The sequence below is a fragment of the Candidatus Darwinibacter acetoxidans genome (assembly GCF_041936445.1).
Taxonomy (GTDB): domain Bacteria; phylum Bacillota; class Limnochordia; order Darwinibacteriales; family Darwinibacteriaceae; genus DTU010.
On sequence record NZ_JBHGXH010000130.1, the window covers coordinates 1 to 19,884 of the forward strand.

Annotated in this window: 22 protein-coding genes and 1 other RNA gene; 4 read left to right on the top strand and 19 right to left on the bottom strand. The window is 59.8% G+C overall.

Annotated elements, in window-relative coordinates:
• Positions 1-319 precede the first annotated feature (319 nt).
• From rlmD to alaS, 9 genes are read right to left on the bottom strand one after another with little or no spacing between them, the layout of a single operon-like run.
• Positions 320-1,684: a 23S rRNA (uracil(1939)-C(5))-methyltransferase RlmD gene (gene rlmD, locus ACE4YL_RS04525; RefSeq protein ID WP_461357692.1), complete on the bottom strand. Its 1,365-nt coding sequence runs from the start codon at positions 1,682-1,684 to the stop codon at positions 320-322.
• Between the two features lie 54 nt (positions 1,685-1,738).
• Complete coding sequence (locus tag ACE4YL_RS04530) at positions 1,739-2,950, bottom strand: peptidase U32 family protein (RefSeq protein WP_461357691.1); 1,212 nt, start codon at positions 2,948-2,950, stop codon at positions 1,739-1,741.
• A gap of 12 nt (positions 2,951-2,962) precedes the next feature.
• A complete protein-coding gene (mltG, locus tag ACE4YL_RS04535; protein WP_461357690.1) occupies positions 2,963-4,003 on the bottom strand; it encodes an endolytic transglycosylase MltG in 1,041 nt (346 codons plus the stop codon).
• 44 nt (positions 4,004-4,047) lie between these two features.
• On the bottom strand, positions 4,048-4,326 hold the full coding sequence (locus ACE4YL_RS04540; RefSeq protein ID WP_461357689.1) for a DUF1292 domain-containing protein: 279 nt from the start codon (positions 4,324-4,326) through the stop codon (positions 4,048-4,050).
• Positions 4,327-4,350: 24 nt separating this feature from the next.
• Positions 4,351-4,767 carry a Holliday junction resolvase RuvX gene (gene ruvX, locus ACE4YL_RS04545; RefSeq protein ID WP_461357688.1) on the bottom strand — a complete coding sequence of 139 codons (417 nt, stop codon included), beginning with the start codon at positions 4,765-4,767 and terminating at the stop codon, positions 4,351-4,353.
• 12 nt (positions 4,768-4,779) lie between these two features.
• The gene (locus ACE4YL_RS04550) at positions 4,780-5,724 is read right to left on the bottom strand and encodes an aldo/keto reductase (RefSeq protein WP_461360459.1); all 945 of its coding nucleotides are present in this window, start codon (positions 5,722-5,724) and stop codon (positions 4,780-4,782) included.
• A gap of 11 nt (positions 5,725-5,735) precedes the next feature.
• Positions 5,736-6,581, bottom strand: coding sequence for a DegV family protein (locus tag ACE4YL_RS04555; protein ID WP_461360466.1), 846 nt, complete (start codon positions 6,579-6,581; stop codon positions 5,736-5,738).
• A 46-nt stretch (positions 6,582-6,627) separates the two neighbouring features.
• Positions 6,628-6,891, bottom strand: a complete 264-nt coding sequence (locus tag ACE4YL_RS04560) for an IreB family regulatory phosphoprotein (protein WP_461358420.1) — start codon at positions 6,889-6,891, stop codon at positions 6,628-6,630.
• A gap of 44 nt (positions 6,892-6,935) precedes the next feature.
• Positions 6,936-9,584, bottom strand: a complete 2,649-nt coding sequence (gene alaS / locus ACE4YL_RS04565; protein ID WP_461358422.1) for an alanine--tRNA ligase — start codon at positions 9,582-9,584, stop codon at positions 6,936-6,938.
• 310 nt (positions 9,585-9,894) lie between these two features.
• Here alaS and ACE4YL_RS04570 point away from each other — a divergent pair, with 310 nt between their 5' ends.
• From ACE4YL_RS04570 to ACE4YL_RS04580, 3 genes are all read left to right on the top strand, one after another.
• Complete coding sequence (locus tag ACE4YL_RS04570) at positions 9,895-10,356, top strand: hypothetical protein (RefSeq protein ID WP_461358419.1); 462 nt, start codon at positions 9,895-9,897, stop codon at positions 10,354-10,356.
• A gap of 69 nt (positions 10,357-10,425) precedes the next feature.
• Positions 10,426-10,575 carry a hypothetical protein gene (locus tag ACE4YL_RS04575; RefSeq protein WP_461358418.1) on the top strand — a complete coding sequence of 50 codons (150 nt, stop codon included), beginning with the start codon at positions 10,426-10,428 and terminating at the stop codon, positions 10,573-10,575.
• Positions 10,576-10,588: 13 nt separating this feature from the next.
• Positions 10,589-10,747 (top strand): hypothetical protein, encoded by a 159-nt coding sequence (locus ACE4YL_RS04580; protein WP_461358417.1) that lies wholly within the window; start codon positions 10,589-10,591, stop codon positions 10,745-10,747.
• A gap of 31 nt (positions 10,748-10,778) precedes the next feature.
• Here the strand turns inward: ACE4YL_RS04580 and ACE4YL_RS04585 are convergent, their stop codons facing one another.
• From ACE4YL_RS04585 to ssrS, 8 genes are all read right to left on the bottom strand, one after another.
• Positions 10,779-11,795: an AI-2E family transporter gene (locus ACE4YL_RS04585; protein WP_461358416.1), complete on the bottom strand. Its 1,017-nt coding sequence runs from the start codon at positions 11,793-11,795 to the stop codon at positions 10,779-10,781.
• A 5-nt stretch (positions 11,796-11,800) separates the two neighbouring features.
• On the bottom strand, positions 11,801-11,977 hold the full coding sequence (locus tag ACE4YL_RS04590; protein ID WP_461358415.1) for a hypothetical protein: 177 nt from the start codon (positions 11,975-11,977) through the stop codon (positions 11,801-11,803).
• Positions 11,978-12,065: 88 nt separating this feature from the next.
• Positions 12,066-12,443 carry a Fe-S cluster assembly scaffold protein NifU gene (nifU, locus tag ACE4YL_RS04595; protein WP_461358414.1) on the bottom strand — a complete coding sequence of 126 codons (378 nt, stop codon included), beginning with the start codon at positions 12,441-12,443 and terminating at the stop codon, positions 12,066-12,068.
• 10 nt (positions 12,444-12,453) lie between these two features.
• Complete coding sequence (gene nifS / locus ACE4YL_RS04600) at positions 12,454-13,611, bottom strand: cysteine desulfurase NifS (RefSeq protein WP_461360461.1); 1,158 nt, start codon at positions 13,609-13,611, stop codon at positions 12,454-12,456.
• Positions 13,608-14,051: an RrF2 family transcriptional regulator gene (locus ACE4YL_RS04605; RefSeq protein ID WP_461358412.1), complete on the bottom strand. Its 444-nt coding sequence runs from the start codon at positions 14,049-14,051 to the stop codon at positions 13,608-13,610. Before ACE4YL_RS04605 ends, nifS begins: the two co-directional genes overlap by 4 nt.
• A 105-nt stretch (positions 14,052-14,156) precedes the next feature.
• Entirely contained in the window at positions 14,157-15,494 is a 1,338-nt protein-coding gene (locus ACE4YL_RS04610; protein ID WP_461358411.1) for a replication-associated recombination protein A, read from the bottom strand.
• A gap of 2 nt (positions 15,495-15,496) precedes the next feature.
• Positions 15,497-16,189 carry a tRNA threonylcarbamoyladenosine dehydratase gene (locus ACE4YL_RS04615; RefSeq protein ID WP_461358410.1) on the bottom strand — a complete coding sequence of 231 codons (693 nt, stop codon included), beginning with the start codon at positions 16,187-16,189 and terminating at the stop codon, positions 15,497-15,499.
• Positions 16,190-16,233: 44 nt separating this feature from the next.
• Positions 16,234-16,414, bottom strand: a non-coding RNA gene (gene ssrS, locus ACE4YL_RS04620) — 6S RNA.
• Positions 16,415-16,533: 119 nt separating this feature from the next.
• Between ssrS and ACE4YL_RS04625 the strand changes: the two genes are divergently transcribed.
• Positions 16,534-16,815 carry a hypothetical protein gene (locus ACE4YL_RS04625; protein ID WP_461358409.1) on the top strand — a complete coding sequence of 94 codons (282 nt, stop codon included), beginning with the start codon at positions 16,534-16,536 and terminating at the stop codon, positions 16,813-16,815.
• On the opposite strand, the gene aspS is transcribed toward ACE4YL_RS04625, so the two are convergent.
• Together aspS and hisS are read right to left on the bottom strand one after the other, a co-directional pair.
• Positions 16,799-18,568 (bottom strand): aspartate--tRNA ligase, encoded by a 1,770-nt coding sequence (gene aspS / locus ACE4YL_RS04630; protein ID WP_461360462.1) that lies wholly within the window; start codon positions 18,566-18,568, stop codon positions 16,799-16,801. The genes ACE4YL_RS04625 and aspS overlap by 17 nt on opposite strands.
• On the bottom strand, positions 18,565-19,839 hold the full coding sequence (gene hisS, locus ACE4YL_RS04635) for a histidine--tRNA ligase (RefSeq protein ID WP_461358407.1): 1,275 nt from the start codon (positions 19,837-19,839) through the stop codon (positions 18,565-18,567). Before hisS ends, aspS begins: the two co-directional genes overlap by 4 nt.
• Positions 19,840-19,884 lie beyond the last annotated feature (45 nt).

Here is a 19,884-nt window from a genome sequence, read left to right on the forward strand (position 1 = left end):
AGCGGCAAAAAGTATCTGGATATGAGTGAATACCTTCAGTGGCAAGAAGAGCAAAAACAAATTAATGATCAAAGCAATATTGCGTATATCAGATAAGCTTATTGATAACTGAGGAATTTACACACTAATCTGGACTTGATCACCTCCGAAAAAATTGCCGTTTATCTAATCTGGTAACTCAACTATAAATTTTCAGGGTAGTTGATATGTTCCCGCAAACAATAAAAATAAGGGTTTCCTGACATTGCCACATCCGGCAGATCGGCCTCGAGAAAAACTAAATGTCTGGAAACCCTTTATTTACAAGCTTTTCAGTTTTTTATTTTTCAACCTTTGACATCAATACTACGCACTCCACATGCCTGGTCCAGGGGAACATGTCCACCGGCTGCACGGGCCCGAGCCGGTAACCAAGGCCCGCCAGTTGGCTCAAATCCCGGGCCAGGGTGGAGGGGTTGCAGGATACATAGACTAGGCGCGGCACGCCCGCTGCCGAAAGGGCCCTGAGCACCGCCGCATCACAGCCCTTCCTGGGGGGATCCACAATCGCGGCATCGATCGCCGTGTGCTTCTGGATCAGCTTGGGCAGCTCCTCCTCCGCCCTGCCAACGTGGAATTCCGCATTGGCAATGCCGTTGAGCTCCGCGTTGCGGCGGGCATCTTCCACCGCCGCGGACACGCTTTCCACCCCGATCACCTGCCCGGCCTGGGCCGCCACATACAGCCCGATGGTCCCCGCTCCGCAGTAGAGGTCCAAAACAGTTTCTGCACCTGTGAGCCGCAGGTTCTGCCGCACCAGATCATAGAGAACCCTCGTCTGCACGGGGTTCACCTGGAAAAAGGACAAGGGCGAGATGGCGTAGCGCAGATGACCCACCGCATCCAGCAGATGCTCTTCACCCCAGAGCACCTGGGTTTCCCGGCCCAGGATGACATTGGTCACGCGGGGGTTGATGTTGTGGACAACGCTGACCAGTTCCGGGATCTCCCGGGTCAGCCGGGCAATCAGCTCGGCGCTGTGGGGAAGCTCCCTGGTGCGGGTTACCAGGATCAGCATCAGCTTTCCTTGGGCGAAGCTCACCCTGATCACCGCGTGCCGCAGCACCCCGCTGTGGCGCACCTCGTCATAGGGCTCGATGCCCAGCTCCCCCGCGGCCCGTTTCACCGCCAGGGCCAGTTTAGTTATGAGGGGATGCTGAATCTCACAGGTGTGTAGATCCACAATGTCGTGGCTGCCCCGCTGGAAAAAGCCCATGACCAGCTGACCCCCCTGCCTGCCCAGGGGTAGCTGGGCTTTGTTGCGGTAGTGGTACGGGTCCGCCATGCCCAGGGTGGCAAGCACCTCCACCTCCAGACCACCCAAACGCTCCAGGGCATCCACCACCTGCTGGCGCTTCCAGCGCAGCTGAGCGGCGTAATCCATGTGCTGCAGCTGGCAGCCGCCACAGAGGAGAGCATGGGGACAGCTGGGGGCGCGCCGCTGAGGCGACGGCTCCACAACGCGCAAAAGCTCGCCATAGGCCAGGCGCTCCTTCACATGGACCAGGCGCAGCCGCACCTGATCGCCTGGTATAGCTTGGGGAACGAACACCACCCGGTTATCAATGCGGCCTACCCCCATGCCCTCGTGGGTGAGACCGGTGATGGCCACAACATGCTCAACTCCTACCCGCCAGTTACTCATTGCTCCTCCTCCAAAAAGCCCAGAACTGAGCGAACTCGGTCCCGGGCTTTCTGCCTATTCCTTCTTCATCCTCAGCATGGAGTAGGGTTTCACCCGCTCCATAGGTATACGCACTTTAAAGTTAGCATGGGCCGCCTGCAGCTCTTCCTCAGGTTCCACTTGGACAAGGCGGCTGACAACCGTCGTCACCAGCGGCCCCCGGGGCTGAAGTATCTCCACCTCCGCACCCAGGGGCAGGCGGTTGCGCACGCCCACCAGCGCTTCCTTTCTCTCCTCATCGTAGCTCTCCACCACACCCACTACCTCATGGGTTTGGATGTAAGCGCTGCTGGGGCGGTAAATTCCAGCATCGGTGGGTGCGAAAAACCCGGCCCAATAGGGTCTGTGGCTCACCTTATCCAGCTCCTCCAGAAGCTCCGGAGGCAGCTGGTAGTTTTCCGGGTTTTGGGCGTAGAGATCTAGAGCCTGCCTGTAGGCACGCACCACTGTAGCCACGTAGTAGGCGCTCTTCATGCGCCCTTCGATCTTCAGGCTGTCTACGCCCAGCTGCACCAGATCGGGGATGTACTCGATCAAGCGCAGGTCCTTAGAGTTGAAGATGTGGGTTCCCCCTTCATCCTCCTCGATGGGCATGTACTCTCCCGGCCGCTTTTCCTCCACGATGGCATAGCGCCAGCGGCAGCTCTGGGCGCACTCACCCCGGTTGGCATCCCGGCCGGTGAGGACGTTGCTCAACAGACAGCGGCCCGAGTAAGCCACACACATGGCGCCGTGCACAAAGACCTCAAGCTCACAACCGGTTTCCCGGCGGATGCGGGCAATTTCCTCCCTGCTCAGCTCCCTAGCCAAAACGAGGCGGGTTACACCCAGCTCGGCCCAAAACTTGGCGGCCTGGTAGTTCACGGTGTTGGCCTGGGTGCTCAAATGCAGGGGAAGTCCCGGCGCATACTGGCGCGCCAAGGCCAAAACGCCCACATCAGCGATGATCAAGGCATCCACCTGCAGTTCCGCCAGCTCCTCCAAGTAGGCGGGGAGCTGGTCCATTTCCTCGTTGCGGGGGTAGGTGTTCACCGTAACGTAGACCTTTACTCCCCGCTCCCGGGCCAGGGCCAGAACCTCCTTTAGCTCCTCCGGGCTGAAGTTGCCGGCCTTGGCCCTCATCCCAAAGCCCTTGCCTGCCAGATAGATGGCATCCGCTCCGTATTCCATGGCCACTACGGCCTTTTCCATATTCCCCGCCGGAGCAAGTAGTTCCGGAAGTTTCACCGGCGTTCCCTCCTAATAACCGTACATCCTCCTGGCCCGCAGATGCTCATCGTACGTTCTCGTAAACTCATGGGTGCCATCGCGCCTGCTTACGAAGAAATAGTAATCGGTGTCGGCGGGCTGCAGCACCGCCAGCATGGACGCGAGGCCCGGGCTGGCAATGGGCCCCGGCGGCAGGCCAGGATAGCGATAAGTGTTGTAGGGAGAATCGATCTCCAGATCCCGATAGAGCACCACCGGGCGATCCTCTTCGGTCACGTAGCGCACGGTGGGATCCGCCTGGAGCGGCATGTCCACCGCCAAACGGTTCAGGTAGACCGAAGCCACAAGGGGCCGTTCCTCAGCCACCATGATTTCCCGCTCCACAATGGAGGCCAGGGTAACCACTTCATGGAGGGAGAGGTGGCTTTCCTCCAGCAAAGGAAGTACTTCCTCCTCCACCACCTGCAAAAAGCGGGACACCATCTGCCCGATGATCTCCTCTTCCTTCTGCCCTTCCGAGAAGTAATAGGTATCGGGGAAGAGATAGCCCTCCAGGGAAGCTATGGGCAGATCGAATGGCAGCGCCTCCCCGAAGACCAGGTTGGCATTGAAGGCCAGCTCCATAAAGCGCTCCCTGTCCGCCAGGCCTTTCTCAGCCAGGAGCGCGGCAATCTGCTTGATCTCAAAACCTTCCGGGATCACCACCGGCACCAGCCGGACCCGTCCGGAGCGAATCTGTTCGATGATCTCCAAGGGCCGCATGTCCGCTCTGAGCAGGTAAGCTCCGGCTTGCAGCTCGTGCTGGGCACCTTCCAGCCTAACTAACAGCTCAAACAAGCTGGCGCTGGCGATGATCTCCTCCTGGGCTAGACGCTGCGCGATCTGCCTGGTGCCCATCCCCGGTTCAATGCGGACCACCTTGCCGGGGGCGTCCCCCTGGGAGTCTAGGGGCCTGTTGCTCACGACAAAGAAAGCCGCCAGAGCAGCGCAGACCAGAACCATCAAAAAGAACAGAAAACGGACCATGCCGCCTTCGGTCCGTTTTGATGTTGCTTGCACAGAATCGGGCATAGAAGCACCCCCACGACACCACTAATCGGGCTGGGGCCTGAAGCCTATTCCTCCGACTCCAAAAAGGCCACTACCCGTTCGAACTCCTGGTCATCCTCGATTTCCATGAGAACCTCTTCACCGGCGTCATCGATTTCCAGCCTGTAGATGAGTCCGCCCTCTTCGGGATCGTCCAGGGGGAACAAAACCGCGTAGGCCTGCCCTTCAAACTCAAAATCATAGATGGCACACTCGTGCTCGTTGCCGTCCTCGTCTTCCAGCACAACGATATCGCTGAATTCGTGTTCGTGTTCGTGATCATCGTGGCCGTGTTTGTGCGCCATAAGATCAACTCCTTCCTTTGAATGCTAGTTTGACCGCCTGCTATCCAAATATGCCTGTAAAATGACGGCGGCCGCCACCTTGTCGATCACTTTACGGCGCTTTGCTCGGCTCACATCTCCCTCTAAGAGGATCCGCTGGGCGGCCGCGGTAGAGAACCGTTCATCCCAATATTCTACTGGGAGGGCAAATTCCCTCTCCAATTCCGCGGCAAATGCATATATTTTCTCCGCCTCCGGCCCGAAGCTTCCATCGGTTCTGCGGGGCAGGCCCACCACGAATTTTTCCACATCGTACTCCTGCACAAAAGCCCGCAGGGCCGCAAAATCCTCCGCCAGACTCCTGCGCCGCACCACCGCCAGCCCCTGGGCCGTCCAACCCAGGGGATCGCTCACCGCCACCCCGATTGTTTTTTCCCCCACATCCAACCCCAGTACGCGCATGGCCCCACTCCCCTAAATCACTTTGATGGCAAATTCGGGGCAGCTGGCCCCGCAGTACCCGCAGTACACGCACTCCTCAGGCATGGCCACAACAGCCCTGCCGTTGTGCAGCGCCAGGGAGCCGTTGGGACAGGCGGAAACACAGGAGCCGCAGCCTGTACACCAGTACTCGATGTGCAGCCTTCGGGTGGCAGCTGCGGGGGCAGGCAGGTCCCGGCGGCCTTGGAAGAAGGCCACGTTGCTTTCCACCTCCGCCACGCTTTTCATGCCCACGGCGATGGAGTGAATCTCGTCTATCTGCAGCAGATAATCCAGGGAGGCTGCCCACTCGCCCAAAAGGTGTCCGCCGCCCAGGGGTTTCATGGCATAGATACCCTTGCCCTCCCGGGCAGCTTTCGCTATGGCCGCGAGCATATCTTCCCGGCCTCCCCCCTGGATACCGATACCCGTCCGGTTGATCAGGGGCGAGATCACATCGATTTCCGGGATGGCGGTGGCGGCCAGCACCGCCGGGACGTGATGGGTGGAAATGCCCACCGCCTGCACGATCCCGGCCTCCTTCGCCTCCAGCAGTACTTCCAAGGCTGGCCAGTGTCCCCGCAGGGTATGGCTGGATTCCTGCTCGTGCAGGAGAAAGATGGGAACCACTTCCTGCCCCAAGCCCCTTTGGGCCCGCTCCAGACTGGCCAGCATCCCCTCCCGGGTATAGGCATAGCTCTTGGTGGCCACCACCACCTGCCCACGGCCGGGAAAGCGTTCCAGCGCCAGGCGGATGTGGTCGTAGGTGTCGTAAATCTCCGCGGTGTCCACAAAATTGACGCCCAATTCCAAGGCCCTCAGCAGCACGGCACTGCCTTCCTCAGGCGAGAGATTGCGCTGGAGGGGGCCAATGGTCAGGGCGCCAAAGCAAAGCTGGGAAACCCGCAGGCCGGTTCGGCCCAGTTCTCGGTACCTCAATCTCCATCTCCTCAACTTCGACGTCGAAACAGCACACCTAAGGTGTTGGGGCCGCAGTGATTGGTGATGGTGCAGCCCGCTTCGGTTATGATGATCTCTTCAAAGTAGTCCTTTTCCTCCAGAAGAGATTTGACAGCCTGCACCAGTTCATCGCTGCAGCGCACATGGGTGATGAACGCCCGGCAGGGATCCAAATTACCATCCTGCTCCAATCTGTCCTGGACATAGAGCTTGACCGCCTTTTCGAAGTTGCCCCGGTACTTGCGCCCCACAATCATGGCGCCATCCCGCACTTCGATGCTGGGCTTCATGCGCAGGATCCTGGCGCCGTAGGCGGTGATGGAGGAACATCTACCTCCCCTGGCCAGATAATCCAATTGATCTATGATGAAGCTGGCGTCGATTCTGGGTACGAGCCGCTCCAACTCCGCGGCGATCTCTGCGGCGGACTTGCCCTGGGCGGCCAAGAGAGCCGCTTCGTAAACCAGGTGCCCACTGCCGGTGGAAAGATTCTGGGAATCCACCACTTTCACCCCGGGAAAGTCCTGGGAAGCTAATAATGCGTTATTATAACAGGAAGAAAAACCCGAACCTAAGCTGATGTGAACCACTTCATCTCCTTGGGCAGTCAGCTCTTGAAAATGCTTCTGGTACTCATACACGTTCACTGCCCCGGTCTGGCAGTGCCTGCCCGCCTCCACATGGGCAATCAGTTCGGCGGGGGTAAGGTCAACGCCGTCTTTGAAAACCTGATCATCCACGGTAATACTCAAGGGAATGATGACAATGCCGAATTTCTCCACTAGCTCCGGTGAAAGATCACACGTACTGTCCGCACTAATCCGCACCAACACCATACACTCCTTTGCCATGTCAGGAAACAGCTGGCCTGGGGCAACCCCCTCAAGCCTTTTTCAGATAGTGCTTCACCAATTCCTCCAGGATCACATCCCTGTCCACCTGCGCGATGAGAGAACGGGCATTCTTGTGGCTGGTGATGAACGTTGGATCGCCCGACATCAAGTAGCCCACAATCTGACCGAAGGGGTTGTAACCCTTATCCCGCAGCGCTTCATACACCTGCTGCAGGATAGCCCTGACTTCTGAACCATCCTCTTCCCAGGCTCTGTAGCTGAACAGCGCCGTCTTGTCGTGGGCATCATTCATGGTATCCCTCCCCTGCACGGTTTTCTCTAATCCTTATTCGGTACCTAGGAAGCAATTCCCTCCAGAAGCTCCCGCAGGTGCCTGCGGCCCTCTTCCAAGGCCTCAGCCAACTTCTCAGGGAGGCGTCCACCAGCCTGCGCCATATCGGGTCTGCCTCCGCCTCCGCCTCCGCAGATCTGGGCAGCCTTTTTCACCACATCTCCCGCATGTACGCCGGCCTTGGTCAAAGATTTGGACACCATGCTCAAAAACAGCACCTTGCCGCCGCTCTCGGCCCCCAGAAGGATCACCACCGGATCAAGGCGATCCCGGATGCGATCGCCTAACTGCCGCAGTTCCTCGTGATCCTCCGCCTGCACCTGGGCCACCACCAGGGAGGCAGTGCCCACCTGTTCCGCAGAGGCCAGTAGCTCATCGAGGGAGCCCAACAGGCTTTGACGCTTCAGCTCGGCCAGTTCCTTCTCCAGGGCACGGTTGGCTTCCAGCAGGCGCTCCACCTGTTCAGGCAGCTGCTCCACTTTAGCCTGCAGTTTGCCTTGGAGCTCCCGCAGCACCTGCTCTTGACCGTGGATGTGGGCCAAGGCTTCGCTACCCGCCACCGCTTCGATGCGCCGTACTCCCGCAGCAACGCTGCCCTCAGAGAGGATCTTGAACAGGCCGATCTCCCCAGTTGCCCGCACGTGGGTACCTCCGCAGAGTTCCAGGGAATAATCCCCCACCTGCACGACCCGCACCTCATCCCCGTACTTCTCGCCAAACAGCGCCACCGCGCCCCTGGCCTTGGCGCTCTCCAAGTCGGTGATGGTGGGCGCCACCGGCAGGTTGCGCAGAATCTGGCGGTTCACTTCCTCCTCAATTCGCTTGAGCTCTTCGCCGCTGAGGGCCTGGAAGTGGGTGAAGTCGAAGCGCAGCCGCTTCGGTCCCACATAGGAGCCTGCCTGGTTCACGTGATCGCCCAAAACGTCCTTGAGGGCTTTATGCAGCAGGTGGGTGGCGGTATGGTGGCGGGCCGTCTCCAGCCTCTGATCCACGGCCACCACTGCCTTGGCGGGGCTGGCTGCGGCCACATAGCCCTTTTCCACCACCCCCAGGTGGCTGACCAGCCCTTCCACGGGTTTTTGCACATCGGTGATGCGCACCACACCCGTTGCGGTTTCGATGGAACCCTGATCTCCGACCTGTCCGCCGCTTTCGGCGTAGAAGGGCGTGCGGTCCAGGATCAAGGCCACCTGGTCCCCCTCCTTGGCGCTGTCCACGCTGTGGCCATCCACCAAGATCCCCATGATTTTGGCGTCCGCGGCTAGGCAGTCATAGCCCACAAACTCCGTGGTCACGACCCCCGCCAGTTCTTTGTAGGCTTCCAGGCTGCTGTCCAGGTAGCCGTGGGCCGTGCGGGACTTTCTGGCCCGCTCCCGCTGGGCTTCCATGGCCCGGCGGAAGCCCGCCTCGTCCACCTGCAGGCCGTCCTGGGCTAGAATCTCCCGGGTGAGATCAAGGGGAAAGCCGAAGGTATCGTACAGCTGGAAGACATCTTCACCGGCGATCTGATCTTGGCCAGAGGATTTGGCCTTGTCCACCAGTTCCTGCAGGAGCCTGAGGCCCTGCTCCAACGTGGCGCCGAAGCGCTCTTCCTCCAGGCGGATTACGTTCTTCACGTACTCCTGGCGCTCCACAAGCTCGGGGTAGGCCCCCTTCATCTGGTCCACAACCCAGTCCACAACCTGCTCCACAAAGGGACCTTCAATGTGGAGGAGGCGCGCATGCCGCACAGCCCGCCGCAGCAGACGGCGCAGCACATAACCCCTGCCCTCATTGCTGGGCAGCACCCCATCGGCCACCAAGAAGGTCACCGCGCGCAGATGATCTACGATCACCCGCAGGGACATATCACTCTGGGGGCTCGCACCGTAGGCCACGCCAGCCAGTTCACCCACGGCGTCCACGATGGGACGGATGTTGTCCACCTCGAAAATGCTGTTCTTGCCCTGGAGCAGAGCAGCAACCCGCTCCAGGCCCATACCTGTATCAATGCTCTTCGCCTCGAGGGGTATATACTCGTCGCCTTCTTGATGGAATTGAATGAAAACCAGATTCCAAAACTCCAAGAAACGCTCGCAATCACAGCCGGGCCGGCAGTCCGGCTGACCGCAGCCAAACTCGGGCCCCCGATCCAGGTAAATCTCGGAGCACGGCCCGCAGGGGCCTGAACCTGTTTCCCAGAAGTTGTCCTCTTTGCCCAGGCGCACAATGCGCTCCGCGGGCAGGCCCACATCTTTGTGCCAGATCTCAAAGGCCTCGTCATCATCCAAATAGATAGAAACCCAGAGCCGTTCGGGAGGCAGCTGCAGATGCTCCACAACAAACTCCCAGGCCCAGGGAATCACCTCTTTTTTGAAATAGTCGCCGAAGGAGAAGTTCCCCAGCATTTCAAAGAAGGTGGCATGGCGGTCTGTCTTCCCCACACTGTCGATATCGCCTGTGCGGATACACTTCTGGCTGGTGGCAATGCGCGGCGCCACCGGCTTTTCCAAACCAAGGAAATAGCGCTTGAAGGGTACCATCCCCGCCACCGTGAGCAGCAGGGTGGGATCGCCGTGGGGAATCAAGGAAGCACTTGGCAGGATGCGGTGATCTTTACTCCGGAAAAACTCCAGGAACATGGTGCGGATCTGATCTACTGTATAGCTCTTCATAGTGTGCCGCAAGAAGCGGTTCCCCCCATTCTTAAGCAAAAACGGACTGTCTCGCTAACAACAATATTATCCAAGTGAGTTTCCCTTGTCAACTTAGAAGCTGGCCAAGAAGGGCCACCGGCAAAGCCTTTCCCCTGGCTGCTGCCGCCTGCGGAGCAATCCTCAAAGGCCAAGCTGCTTCCCCTCTTCCGCACCCAGCGTCCCAAGACCCAAAAACCAGGGAATCGAGAACGCTTTTCGCTTTTTCCTATGCCAGCTGCCGGCCTTATTTCATAACATGGTCCAAGCTGGAGGGAAGGAGGTGAAATGGATGCCCTTTACTGTTCAACAGCTCAATGATGACAACACCGTAGGTATTGCCCAACTCACCCTGGGAATCAACCCAGCCGCGGCAATCTTTACCGAGACAGATTGGTCCGGGGGTTCCACTGCCACCGGCATCATCAACCTGGAGAACACCAGCGCACTGGATGTGAACTACTTCGTCTCTGCCGACTGGTATGCTGCCGCTGGTGGCACTCCCCAGGATGCCCGCATTCTGGCGGAAAGGCTGGAGATCACGGTGACTGCTGACCCGGGTGGGGCCAATGAAGAGCTGTACAGCGGCTCCCTGGCGGGCTTGATCCAGCAGCCCCCAGCTGGACGCCTTCTGGCGGCGGCGGCCAATGAGGACGTGGAATTTGAACTCAGCCTGCCTGACGCCAATGCCACCGATCTCATTCAGGGTATGGCCATCGAGTTTGACCTGGTGTTTGTGGCGGTTGAGGTTTAGTGCCTGAGAACAGCGGAAGGTGGTCAACATCTTGCGACCACCTTCACTCCCTAGAAAGGATGCTGAGATGTGTTTACGGCCATTGCGACCAATGCTGGTAACGCCGTGCGCATCGGGCAGGTTCAGCCCGCTGAACCAGATGCCCCGTTTCTCCTGGCCGTCGTCCTGATTCTGCTGTTCATCCTGGCCGTCATCCTCCTGCCTCAACTAGTGTTATGAAAGGAGCGGTTCAATGGCTCAAATCCGCTGTCCCCAATGCGGCCAGGTGGAGAACTGGGACCTGGGCGGAAGTTTCCTCGTCACCTGCGACCGCTGCGGCCAGCAGTTTACCGTGGTGATCGCGCGGGGCAGGCCTCCCAGCCAGGAGGAAAATCGCGTAAACAGCCGCTAGGTATTGGCCCTGGCGGCTGTCCTTTCACTACCTACTTCACCTGGGGCCGGCGCAGGAGGAAAAAGTCCAGAAGGACGCGCCCAATGGCCGCCACAGGGACCGCGATGAGCAGGCCCAAAATCCCCATGAGATAGCCCCCCACCAGCACCGCGAAAATCACAACCAGGGGGTGCAGCCCCACCCGATCGCCGATCAGCCAGGGGGAGATCAAGCTGTTTTCAATCTGGTTGGCGGCAATAAAGAGGAGCAGTACCCAAAGGACCGTGAGGGGAGACTGGGAAAGGGCCAGGGCAGCGGCGGGCAGAAAGCCTAGCACCGGGCCGAAATAGGGTATGATGTCAAAAAGTCCGGCCAAAAGGCCGATGAACAGAGCATAGGGGATTTTGAGCAGGGCGAGGCCCCCGTAGATGAACAGACCCACGAACAGGCAAATCCACAGCTGTCCCCGGAAAAAGCCATTGAGAGCCACATTCACTTCCCTGAGCACATACTGGGCATCGCCGCGGTAGCGGGCGGGCACATAGCGCAGGGCCCGTTCCCGCATGGCCTGATGATCCCGGAGCAGGTAGAAGGCCAGAACCGGGGAGATGAGCAGGGAAACGATGTTGGCAAACAGGTCCAAGAGTATCTGCATCACTCTCCCCGCCAGACGTTCCAGAGCCTGCTGCACCCGGGCTAAGAGGTTATCCACCGCTTCCTGAATGGTGGTGGGCAGTTCAACGCGGCGAAAAATGCCCACCGCATCCTGCCCCAGCTCCTCCAGCTGGACAGCCTGGTGGGGCAGCTTGCGGGCCATCTCCTCCAGCTCCCGCAGCAGATTGGGCAAGGTGAGGTAGAACACTATACCCAAGGCCACCCCGCAGAAGGCATAGACCAGGAAGATGGCCGCAACCCGAGATGCCCCCCGGCTCTCCACCGCGACCACCAAGGGGTAGAGGATGTACGCCAGGAGGATCGCGAATAAGAAAGGGGTCAGTACAGTCCTGACCCGGTACAGAAAAAACAATATCCCCGCGAAAACCAGTGCCCACCAGATGCCCCTGGACACAGACCTCAATCCATCCAGTTATCCAGCTGCTGCTCCACTGTGCCCCGGGCCCTGCGGATCAGGCTGCGTCCGGTGGACCGCAGCTGCCTGGTCACATAGCCCTTGTTCATGGTATTGCCCACATAAATGCCTAAAGCCAGGCCCGCCAAGCCAATGAGCAGCATGTTTCGACCATTGGCCACCTCAATCACCTCGTTTAGCGTTCTACCGCTAGCCTGCCCAAATCAGGCGAAAAAAACACCGAGATGCCTCTCGGTGCCGGTGAGCTGTTTAGGCTGTGCTGGCTGTTCGCTTCCTGTAGTCGGCAATGGCCGCGCCCAGGGCCTCAGCTGCCAGATTGGAACAGTGCATTTTGACGGGGGGCAGGCCCTCCAGTGCTTCGGCCACATCGCGGTTGGTGATTTTTTCCGCCTCCTCCACCGTTTTCCCGATGGCCAGCTCCGTGATCATGCTGGAAGTGGCGATGGCGGCTCCACAGCCAAAGGTTTTGAACTTGATGTCGGTGATAATGTTGTTTTCCACCTTGATCCACATCTTCATGATATCCCCGCAGCGGGCGTTGCCCACCTCCCCGATGCCGTCGGCGTCGGGGATCTCCCCCACGTTGCGCGGGTTGGTGAAGTGCTCCATGACTTTATCTGAATACATGATCTTCCTCCTATCCTTGATAGAGCGGAGACATGGCCCGCAGCCGCTCCACTATGCCCGGAATTTCCTGAAGCACGAAATCCACATCTGCCTCGGTGTTTTCACGCCCCAGGGTCAGGCGCAGCGAACCGTGGGCAATCTCATGGGACAAACCCATGGCCAAGAGCACATGGGAGGGGTCTAGAGAACCGGACGTGCAGGCGGACCCGCTGGAAGCGGCAATTCCCCGCAGATCCAGGTTGAGCAGCAGCGACTCACCCTCAATGAACTCAAAACAGACGCTCACATTGTTGGGCAGCCGCCTTTCCAGGCTGCCGTTGACCCGGGTATGGGGAATCTGCAGGAGGCCCTCAATCAGCCGGTCCCTGAGCTTTTGCAGGCGCGCACTTTCCGCCTCGCGCTCTTCTTGGGCCAGCTCAAAGGCTTTGGCCAGGCCCACAATCCCCGCCACGTTTTCGGTCCCGGCCCGGCGCCTTTTTTCCTGTCCTCCGCCGTGAATGAGGGGATGCAGCCGCACTCCCTTGCGCACGTAGAGTGCACCCACCCCCTTGGGGCCGTAAAACTTGTGCGCCGAAATGGACAAAAGGTCGACGTTGAGGGCATCCACATTTAGGTCTAAAGCGCCTGCCGTCTGCACCGCATCGGTATGGAAGCGGACGCCGCGGGCGCGCACCAGCGCGCCTATTTCACTGATGGGCTGGATGGTGCCCACTTCGTTGTTGGCATGCATAATGGAGACTAAAATGGTGTCGGGGCGCAGGGCCGCCTCCACCTGGGCCGGATCCACCAGGCCGTATTCGTCCACCGGAAGGATGGTGACCTCAAAGCCCTGGGTCTCCAGCCAGAGGACGGTATCCAGCACAGCATGGTGCTCAATGGCGCTGGTGATGATGTGCTTCCCCTTGTTCTGGTCCGCCCAGGCCACACCCTTGATGGCCAGGTTGGCCCCTTCCGAACCGCCGGAGGTAAACACGATTTCGCTGGCGGATGCCCCCAAGAGGGCCGCCACCTTGTCCCGGGCGCTGTCTAAGGCCTTGCGGGCACTCCTGCCCCAGCTGTAGACGCTGGAGGGATTGCCAAACTCGGTGCTAAAGTAAGGCAGCATCGCTTCCCACACTTCAGGCCGGACCGGTGTTGTTGCCGCATGATCCATATAGATTCGCTTCATTGTCCTTCAGCCACCCCTAATCTAATGGCGTTTTGCCGCAGGTCTTCCAAAGTCGTACTATCCAAAACCCGTTCCATGCTGTCCTGCAGTTGCTTCCACAGACCCCGCAGTACGCACTGCTCGGGCTGGTCGCAGTAGGGACCTGTACCCGCATCGGTATCCAGGCAGTCCAGGGGAGTAATCGGCCCCTCCAATACCCGGATGATCTGCCCGATGGTGATCTGATCCGGGGGATGGGCCAGCTCATAACCGCCCTGAGCCCCCCGCTTGCTGGCCACCAGACCCGCCTTGCGCAGCGCGCCCATGAGCTGCTCCAGATAGGTTTCCGACACAAGCTGGCGCCTGGCCACCGTCTTAAGGGGAATGGGACCGCTGCCGTAGTTGAGGGCCAGGTCAAACATGGCCCGCACTCCGTATTCGCCCCGCGTGGATACGCGCATGCATCCGCCTCCCCTCATTTCCGACTAATTTTGTCGGAATTGAATCCATCCTGATCATAGCACAGGGCAAAAACGGCTGTCAACGCTGAAAAAGAAAAAAGCCCCTTAGGGCTCTTGGCGCTGGTGTGCTTCCTTGAGCTTGGCAAAATAAGCCAGGCGCTCTTTGATCACCTTTTCCCTGCCCTGCTCCGAAGGCTCGTAGACCCGGAAGCCTTTCATATTCTCCGGCAGGTACTCCTGGACCACGTAGTGATGGGGATAATCATGGGGGTACCTATAACCCCTGCCGTGTCCAAGCTTAGCCGCTCCGGCATAGTGGGTATCCCGCAGGTGCACAGGCACAGGCTCCGCACCAGTTTTCTCCACCGCCGCCAGGGCTGCGTCCACGGCCTTGATCACCGAGTTGCTCTTGGGTGCCGTGGCGATATAGATGATGGCCTGGGCGATGGGAATGCGAGCCTCGGGCATCCCCAGCCATTCCAGGGCAAACCCCGCCGCTTGGGCCATGAGCAGGGCGGTGGGATCGGCCATGCCCACATCTTCCGCGGCATGGACCAAGAGCCGGCGCACAACAAAGCGCGGGTCTTCCCCGGCGTAGACCATGCGGGCATACCAATAGAGGGCGGCATCGGGGTCGCTGCCCCGCAGCGATTTGATAAAGGCGGAGATCACATCATAGTGCTGGTCCCCCGCTTTATCATAGCGAACTCGCTGGGCCTGGGCCGCCTCTTCCGCCACGGCCAGATCCACCAACCGCACCCCCGCTTCGTTGGGCAGGGTGGTGAGCACAGCGAACTCCAGGTTGTTCAGAAGGACGCGGGCATCGCCGTTGGCAATGCGGGCCAGGTGCCTGAGGGCCTCCTGGGAAACCTGGCAGGGCACATCCCCCAGTCCCCGGGGATCTTCCAGAGCCCGCCGGGCCAAGGTGAGCAGGTGCTCCTCCTCCAGGGGCTGGAGCTGGTAGATCTGGGAGCGGCTGAGCAGAGCGGCGTTCACTTCGAAATAGGGGTTTTCCGTGGTGGCGCCGATCAGAATCAGATCGCCCTTCTCCACCGCGGGGAGCAGCACATCCTGCTGGGCCTTGTTCAGGCGCTGGATCTCGTCCACAAAGAGGATCGTCCTCTGCCCATGGAAGGCCCGGCGGTCCCGAGCCTCTTCCGCTAAACGCTTCAGCTCCGCGGCCCCCGTGGTGGTGGCACTGACATTGACAAACACTCCCTTGGTGGTTCGGGAGATCACATAGCCTAAGGTGGTCTTGCCGGAACCGGGGGGCCCGTAAAGGATCAAGGAGCGGAGAATGTCTTCGCTGATGGCCCGCCGCAAAAGCTTTCCGGGCCCTAAAATGTGCTCCTGGCCCACATATTCCTCCAGGGATTCAGGGCGCATGCGCACCGCCAGGGGCGCATGTTCATGCCTCAAGGGGCTCTGTTCAAACAAATCCATGGCTAACCCTCCCCGCAGATCTGCCTCACAATCCAACTGGCCATGACCAAACCCGCAGCTCCCGGCACAAAAGCTGTGCTCCCAGGTGTGGAACCGGCTCTTTTCCCCACTGTCCGTTCATCGGAGAACACCACGGCAACTCCCCGCTCAATTCCCCGCTTACGCAGGGCGCCCCGCACCGCCCTGGCCAAGGGGCAGGTGTGGGTCTGGGAGATATCCGCGACCTTAAGGCGCGTGGGGTCCACCTTGTTGCCTGCGCCCAGGGAAGAGATGAGGGGAATGCCCTGCTTAAGGCAGGCTTCGATCAAATCCACCTTGGACCGCACGCTGTCGATGGCATCGGCCACAAAAGTGAGGTCCTCCGGCAGCAGCTGCTGGTGGTTTTCCCGGCTGTAGTAGGCTTGGTGGGCGATCACGCGGCAGGCGGGGTTGATCTGGGCGATCCTTTCCGCCATCACCTCCACCTTTGGCCGGCCGATGGTGGCTTCCAGGGCCACAATCTGCCTGTTCAGATTGGAGATGGCCACCAGATCGTGGTCAATGAGGATGAGCGTCCCCACCCCCGAGCGGGCCAGGGCTTCTGCGGCATGTCCCCCCACACCGCCTAGGCCCACCACTGCCACCTTGGCCGCCTGCAGGCGCTGCAGGTTCTCGGCACCCAAAACCAGTTCCGTGCGTATGAATCTATGTTCCATGGTTTTCCTCCAAGAAAAAATACCCCGGAAGGGGTATCCAGATCCAACCCCCCGCCGTACCGCTAGTGCTGACCCGAATGAACCTGCCTCGGCAGGTGGGTACCCTCCGCACTAGTTCGAACGTCCCCGCTGGGGGGCATGTTCTAGCTACTGCGAGTCAGGTTCCCTGTGTGTTGGTGTTGGCTCATAACAAGGCCAGATTGATCGCGAGCACAGCAGGGGTGTGTTCTAGCCTGATCATAGCATAGACTCTGCCCGGATTCAAGTCCTCTGCTTGTACCGGTTTTTCCCGGTTCTACGCGGCTTTGGATAGACATACATCTTAGCAGAGGAGGGATTGAGACATGGATCAACTCTTGGGTAAAGTGCTGGCTATCGCCTTTGTGATCGAGGTTTTGACCAACACCGTCAAAACCCTGCTGCCGGATCTGAACCGCCGCTACCTGCCGTTTATCTCAGGCGTCCTCGGCGTCTGCCTGGCCTGGGTCAGCGGTGTGGGCGTACTGAGTACCCTGGAGATCCCAGTACGCCACGCTTTCCTTGATTACCTAGTCACCGGCATCGTCACATCCCGGGGCGCCAATATCGTCCATGACCTTGCCAAGACGCTCAGTTCCGCAAGTTGATCTTGAGCTCCTTGAGCTGGGCCTCGCTGATGGGGGCCGGAGCCTCAATCATCAGATCTGAAGCACTTACCGTTTTGGGGAAAGCGATCACATCGCGGATGGACTGCCGCTTGGCCAGGAGCATAACCAGGCGGTCCAGGCCAAAGGCGATCCCACCATGGGGAGGAGCTCCATACTCGAAGGCCTCCAGGAAATAGCCGAACTGTCTGCGAGCTTCCTCCATGGTGAAACCTAAAGCAGCAAACATCCGCTCCTGCAGGCGCCGGTTGGTGATGCGGATGCTGCCTCCGCCCAGTTCCACCCCGTTGAGCACCATATCGTAGGCCTTGGCCCGGACCCTTCCAGGATCTGTCTCTAAGAGGTGCTCATCTTCATCGAGGGGAGCGGTGAACGGATGGTGGGCGGCCACATAGCGCCCCGCCTCTTCATCGTAGACAAGCAGGGGCCAATCCACAACCCAAAGCAGGTTATAGGCATTCTCATCCATGAGCCCCAGCTCCCGGCCGAGCAGGAGCCTGAGCCTGCCCAAAACATCACAAACCAGATCATAGCCGCCAGCCACGATCAGTACAAGATCGCCAACTTCGGCAGCAAGTTCCTTGGTAATTGCTTCCACTTCTTCCTCTTTGAGGAACTTGGCGATGGGCGAGCGCACCTGCCCCTCCTCCACCGCCAGCCAGATCAAGCCCTTGGCGCCCCAGGCCTGAGCCTGCTCGCTGAGGCGGTCGATCTGCCTGCGGGTGAAGCTGGCCCCGCCCTTGACGTTAATCCCCCTGATTACTCCCTGAGCAGCTGCGGTTTCGGCAAAGACCCGGAACTCGCTGTTCTTGAGGGAAGCGGTCAGATCATGGATCTCCAGGCCAAAACGGGTATCGGGCTTGTCCGTGCCGAACCGGTCCATGGCCTCTCGATAGCTCAGGCGGGGTATGGGCGCTGGCAGGTCAATTCCCTTGACCTCCCGAAATACGTGGAGGATCATGGCCTCCATCATGTTCATCACAGCTTCCCGGTCCACGAAGGACATCTCCACGTCTATCTGGGTGAACTCCGGCTGCCGATCTGCCCGCAGGTCTTCATCCCTAAAGCAGCGGGCGATCTGGTAATAGCGGTCGAATCCCCCGATCATGAGCAGCTGTTTAAACAGCTGCGGCGACTGGGGCAGGGCGTAAAAGGAACCGGGGTGCACGCGGCTGGGTACCACATAGTCCCGGGCCCCTTCGGGAGTAGAGCGGATCAGCATGGGCGTCTCAACTTCCAGAAAGCCCTGGCTGTCTAGGAACGAGCGCACGGCAGCGGTGATGCGGTGGCGCATGGCCAAAGCTTCCTGCAGCTCTCTGCTGCGCAGATGCAGATAGCGGTACTTAAGGCGCAGCGACTCATCCACTTCCTCCGCCCGATCAATGGGGAAGGGCGGGGTTTTCGCCTCCGCCAGCACAACCAAGCTGCTTACCAGCACCTCCACCTCCCCGGTGGCCAAATTGGGGTTGACCTGGCCTTCCGGGCGAGCCACAACCTGGCCCTGCACGGCGATGACATACTCGCTGCGCAGTCCCTCTGCCTGCTGAAACTGCTCGGGACCCAAGGTCTCCGGGTCAAAGACCACCTGCACCAGGCCCGACCGGTCCCGGAGATCCACAAAGATCAGCTGACCCAAATCACGCCTCCGGTTCACCCACCCATTGAGGATTACTGTGCTCCCGGCATCCGACTTCCTCAGCTCACCGCAGTACTTGGTCCTTATCCAGTCCTTCATTTCCCACACTCTCCTAAGATCTTAGCTAGCTGTTTTAAGTCCTCCAGATCTATTTCTTGTTCCTGTCCATCCTGCATGTTGCGGAGCATGAGGCGCCCGCGACTGAGCTCCTCTTCGCCGAAGATCACAGCATAACGGCTGCCCAGGCGGTTGGCCGCCTTCATCTGTGCCCGGATGCTGCGGTCCAGGTAATCCAGCTCCACCCAGAGCCCCTGCCCCCGCAGGAAGTGGGCCACCTGGGCCGCCTTGAGTTTAGTGTCGCCGCCGAAGTGGATGAGATAGGCAGAGGGACCCTTGGGTTCAGGCTGGAGTTTGCCCTGGCCCTGCAGGGCCAGAAGCAGCCTTTCCACCCCCACCGCGAACCCCACAGCGGGAGTGGGTTTGCCCCCCAGCTCCTCCACCAGCCCATCGTAGCGCCCCCCGGCGCCGATGGCGTTCTGGGCACCCAGCTCCTGGCTGGTTACTTCAAAGACGGTCTTGGTGTAGTAGTCGAAGCCCCTGACCAAGCGGGGGTTCAGCCTGTACTCTACGCCTAGGGCATCCAGGTAGGCGAGCACCTGGGCGAAGTGTTCAGAGCACTCCCCGCAGAGATGCTTGGTGATCTCAGGCGCGCCCGCCAGCACCTCCTGGCAGCTTTCCACCTTGCAGTCCAAAAGCCGCAGGGGATTGCGGTGCAGCCTGTTTTGGCAGCTGCTGCAGAGCCTTTCCACGCGGGGCTGGAAATACTCCACCAGCTCCTGCCGGTAGCCGGGGCGGCAGTTGGGGCAGCCGATGGTGTTGATCTCCACCTCAAAACCGCTCAAGCCGCAGGATTTGTAAAGCTCCAGGGGCAGCAAAATGGCTTCCACATCCAGGAGGGGATCCCCGGAACCCAAGGCCTCCAAGCCAAACTGGGTGAACTGCCGGTAGCGCCCGGCTTGGGGGCGCTCATAGCGGAACATGGGTCCGAAGTAGTAGAGCTTCACAGGCAGGGAACCGCTGCCCAGGTTGTGTTCCAAAAAAGCGCGCACCGCGGGGGCGGTCCCCTCCGGGCGGAGGGTCAGGCTCCTCTCCCCCCGATCCTGGAAGGTGTACATCTCCTTCTCCACGATATCGGTGGCCTCGCCGATTCCCCGCTGAAACAGCTCCGTATGCTCAAACATGGGCGTGCGCAGTTCCTGGTACCCGTAGGCAGCACAGACTCTGCGGATCCGTTCCTCCAGCTCGTGCCACAGTTCGATTTGGCCGGGACCCACATCATTGGTACCCCTGGGCCTGGTGGTCAGTGTCATCTCTACTCCCCCCTCAAACGTTGGCAAAAGGCGAGTGATGTTAAC

Bases quoted from the DNA above. Each gene is read 5' to 3' on its own strand.
- rlmD (WP_461357692.1), bottom strand. From the start codon at position 1,684: ATGAGTAACTGGCGGGTAGGAGTTGAGCATGTTGTGGCCATCACCGGT.
- mltG (WP_461357690.1), bottom strand. From the start codon at position 4,003: ATGCCCGATTCTGTGCAAGCAACATCAAAACGGACCGAAGGCGGCATG.
- ACE4YL_RS04540 (WP_461357689.1), bottom strand. From the start codon at position 4,326: ATGGCGCACAAACACGGCCACGATGATCACGAACACGAACACGAATTC.
- ruvX (WP_461357688.1), bottom strand. From the start codon at position 4,767: ATGCGCGTACTGGGGTTGGATGTGGGGGAAAAAACAATCGGGGTGGCG.
- ACE4YL_RS04555 (WP_461360466.1), bottom strand. From the start codon at position 6,581: ATGGTGTTGGTGCGGATTAGTGCGGACAGTACGTGTGATCTTTCACCG.
- ACE4YL_RS04560 (WP_461358420.1), bottom strand. From the start codon at position 6,891: ATGAATGATGCCCACGACAAGACGGCGCTGTTCAGCTACAGAGCCTGG.
- alaS (WP_461358422.1), bottom strand. From the start codon at position 9,584: ATGAAGAGCTATACAGTAGATCAGATCCGCACCATGTTCCTGGAGTTT.
- ACE4YL_RS04570 (WP_461358419.1), top strand. From the start codon at position 9,895: ATGCCCTTTACTGTTCAACAGCTCAATGATGACAACACCGTAGGTATT.
- ACE4YL_RS04580 (WP_461358417.1), top strand. From the start codon at position 10,589: ATGGCTCAAATCCGCTGTCCCCAATGCGGCCAGGTGGAGAACTGGGAC.
- nifU (WP_461358414.1), bottom strand. From the start codon at position 12,443: ATGTATTCAGATAAAGTCATGGAGCACTTCACCAACCCGCGCAACGTG.
- nifS (WP_461360461.1), bottom strand. From the start codon at position 13,611: ATGAAGCGAATCTATATGGATCATGCGGCAACAACACCGGTCCGGCCT.
- ACE4YL_RS04605 (WP_461358412.1), bottom strand. From the start codon at position 14,051: ATGCGCGTATCCACGCGGGGCGAATACGGAGTGCGGGCCATGTTTGAC.
- ACE4YL_RS04610 (WP_461358411.1), bottom strand. From the start codon at position 15,494: ATGGATTTGTTTGAACAGAGCCCCTTGAGGCATGAACATGCGCCCCTG.
- ACE4YL_RS04615 (WP_461358410.1), bottom strand. From the start codon at position 16,189: ATGGAACATAGATTCATACGCACGGAACTGGTTTTGGGTGCCGAGAAC.
- ACE4YL_RS04625 (WP_461358409.1), top strand. From the start codon at position 16,534: ATGGATCAACTCTTGGGTAAAGTGCTGGCTATCGCCTTTGTGATCGAG.
- aspS (WP_461360462.1), bottom strand. From the start codon at position 18,568: ATGAAGGACTGGATAAGGACCAAGTACTGCGGTGAGCTGAGGAAGTCG.
- hisS (WP_461358407.1), bottom strand. From the start codon at position 19,839: ATGACACTGACCACCAGGCCCAGGGGTACCAATGATGTGGGTCCCGGC.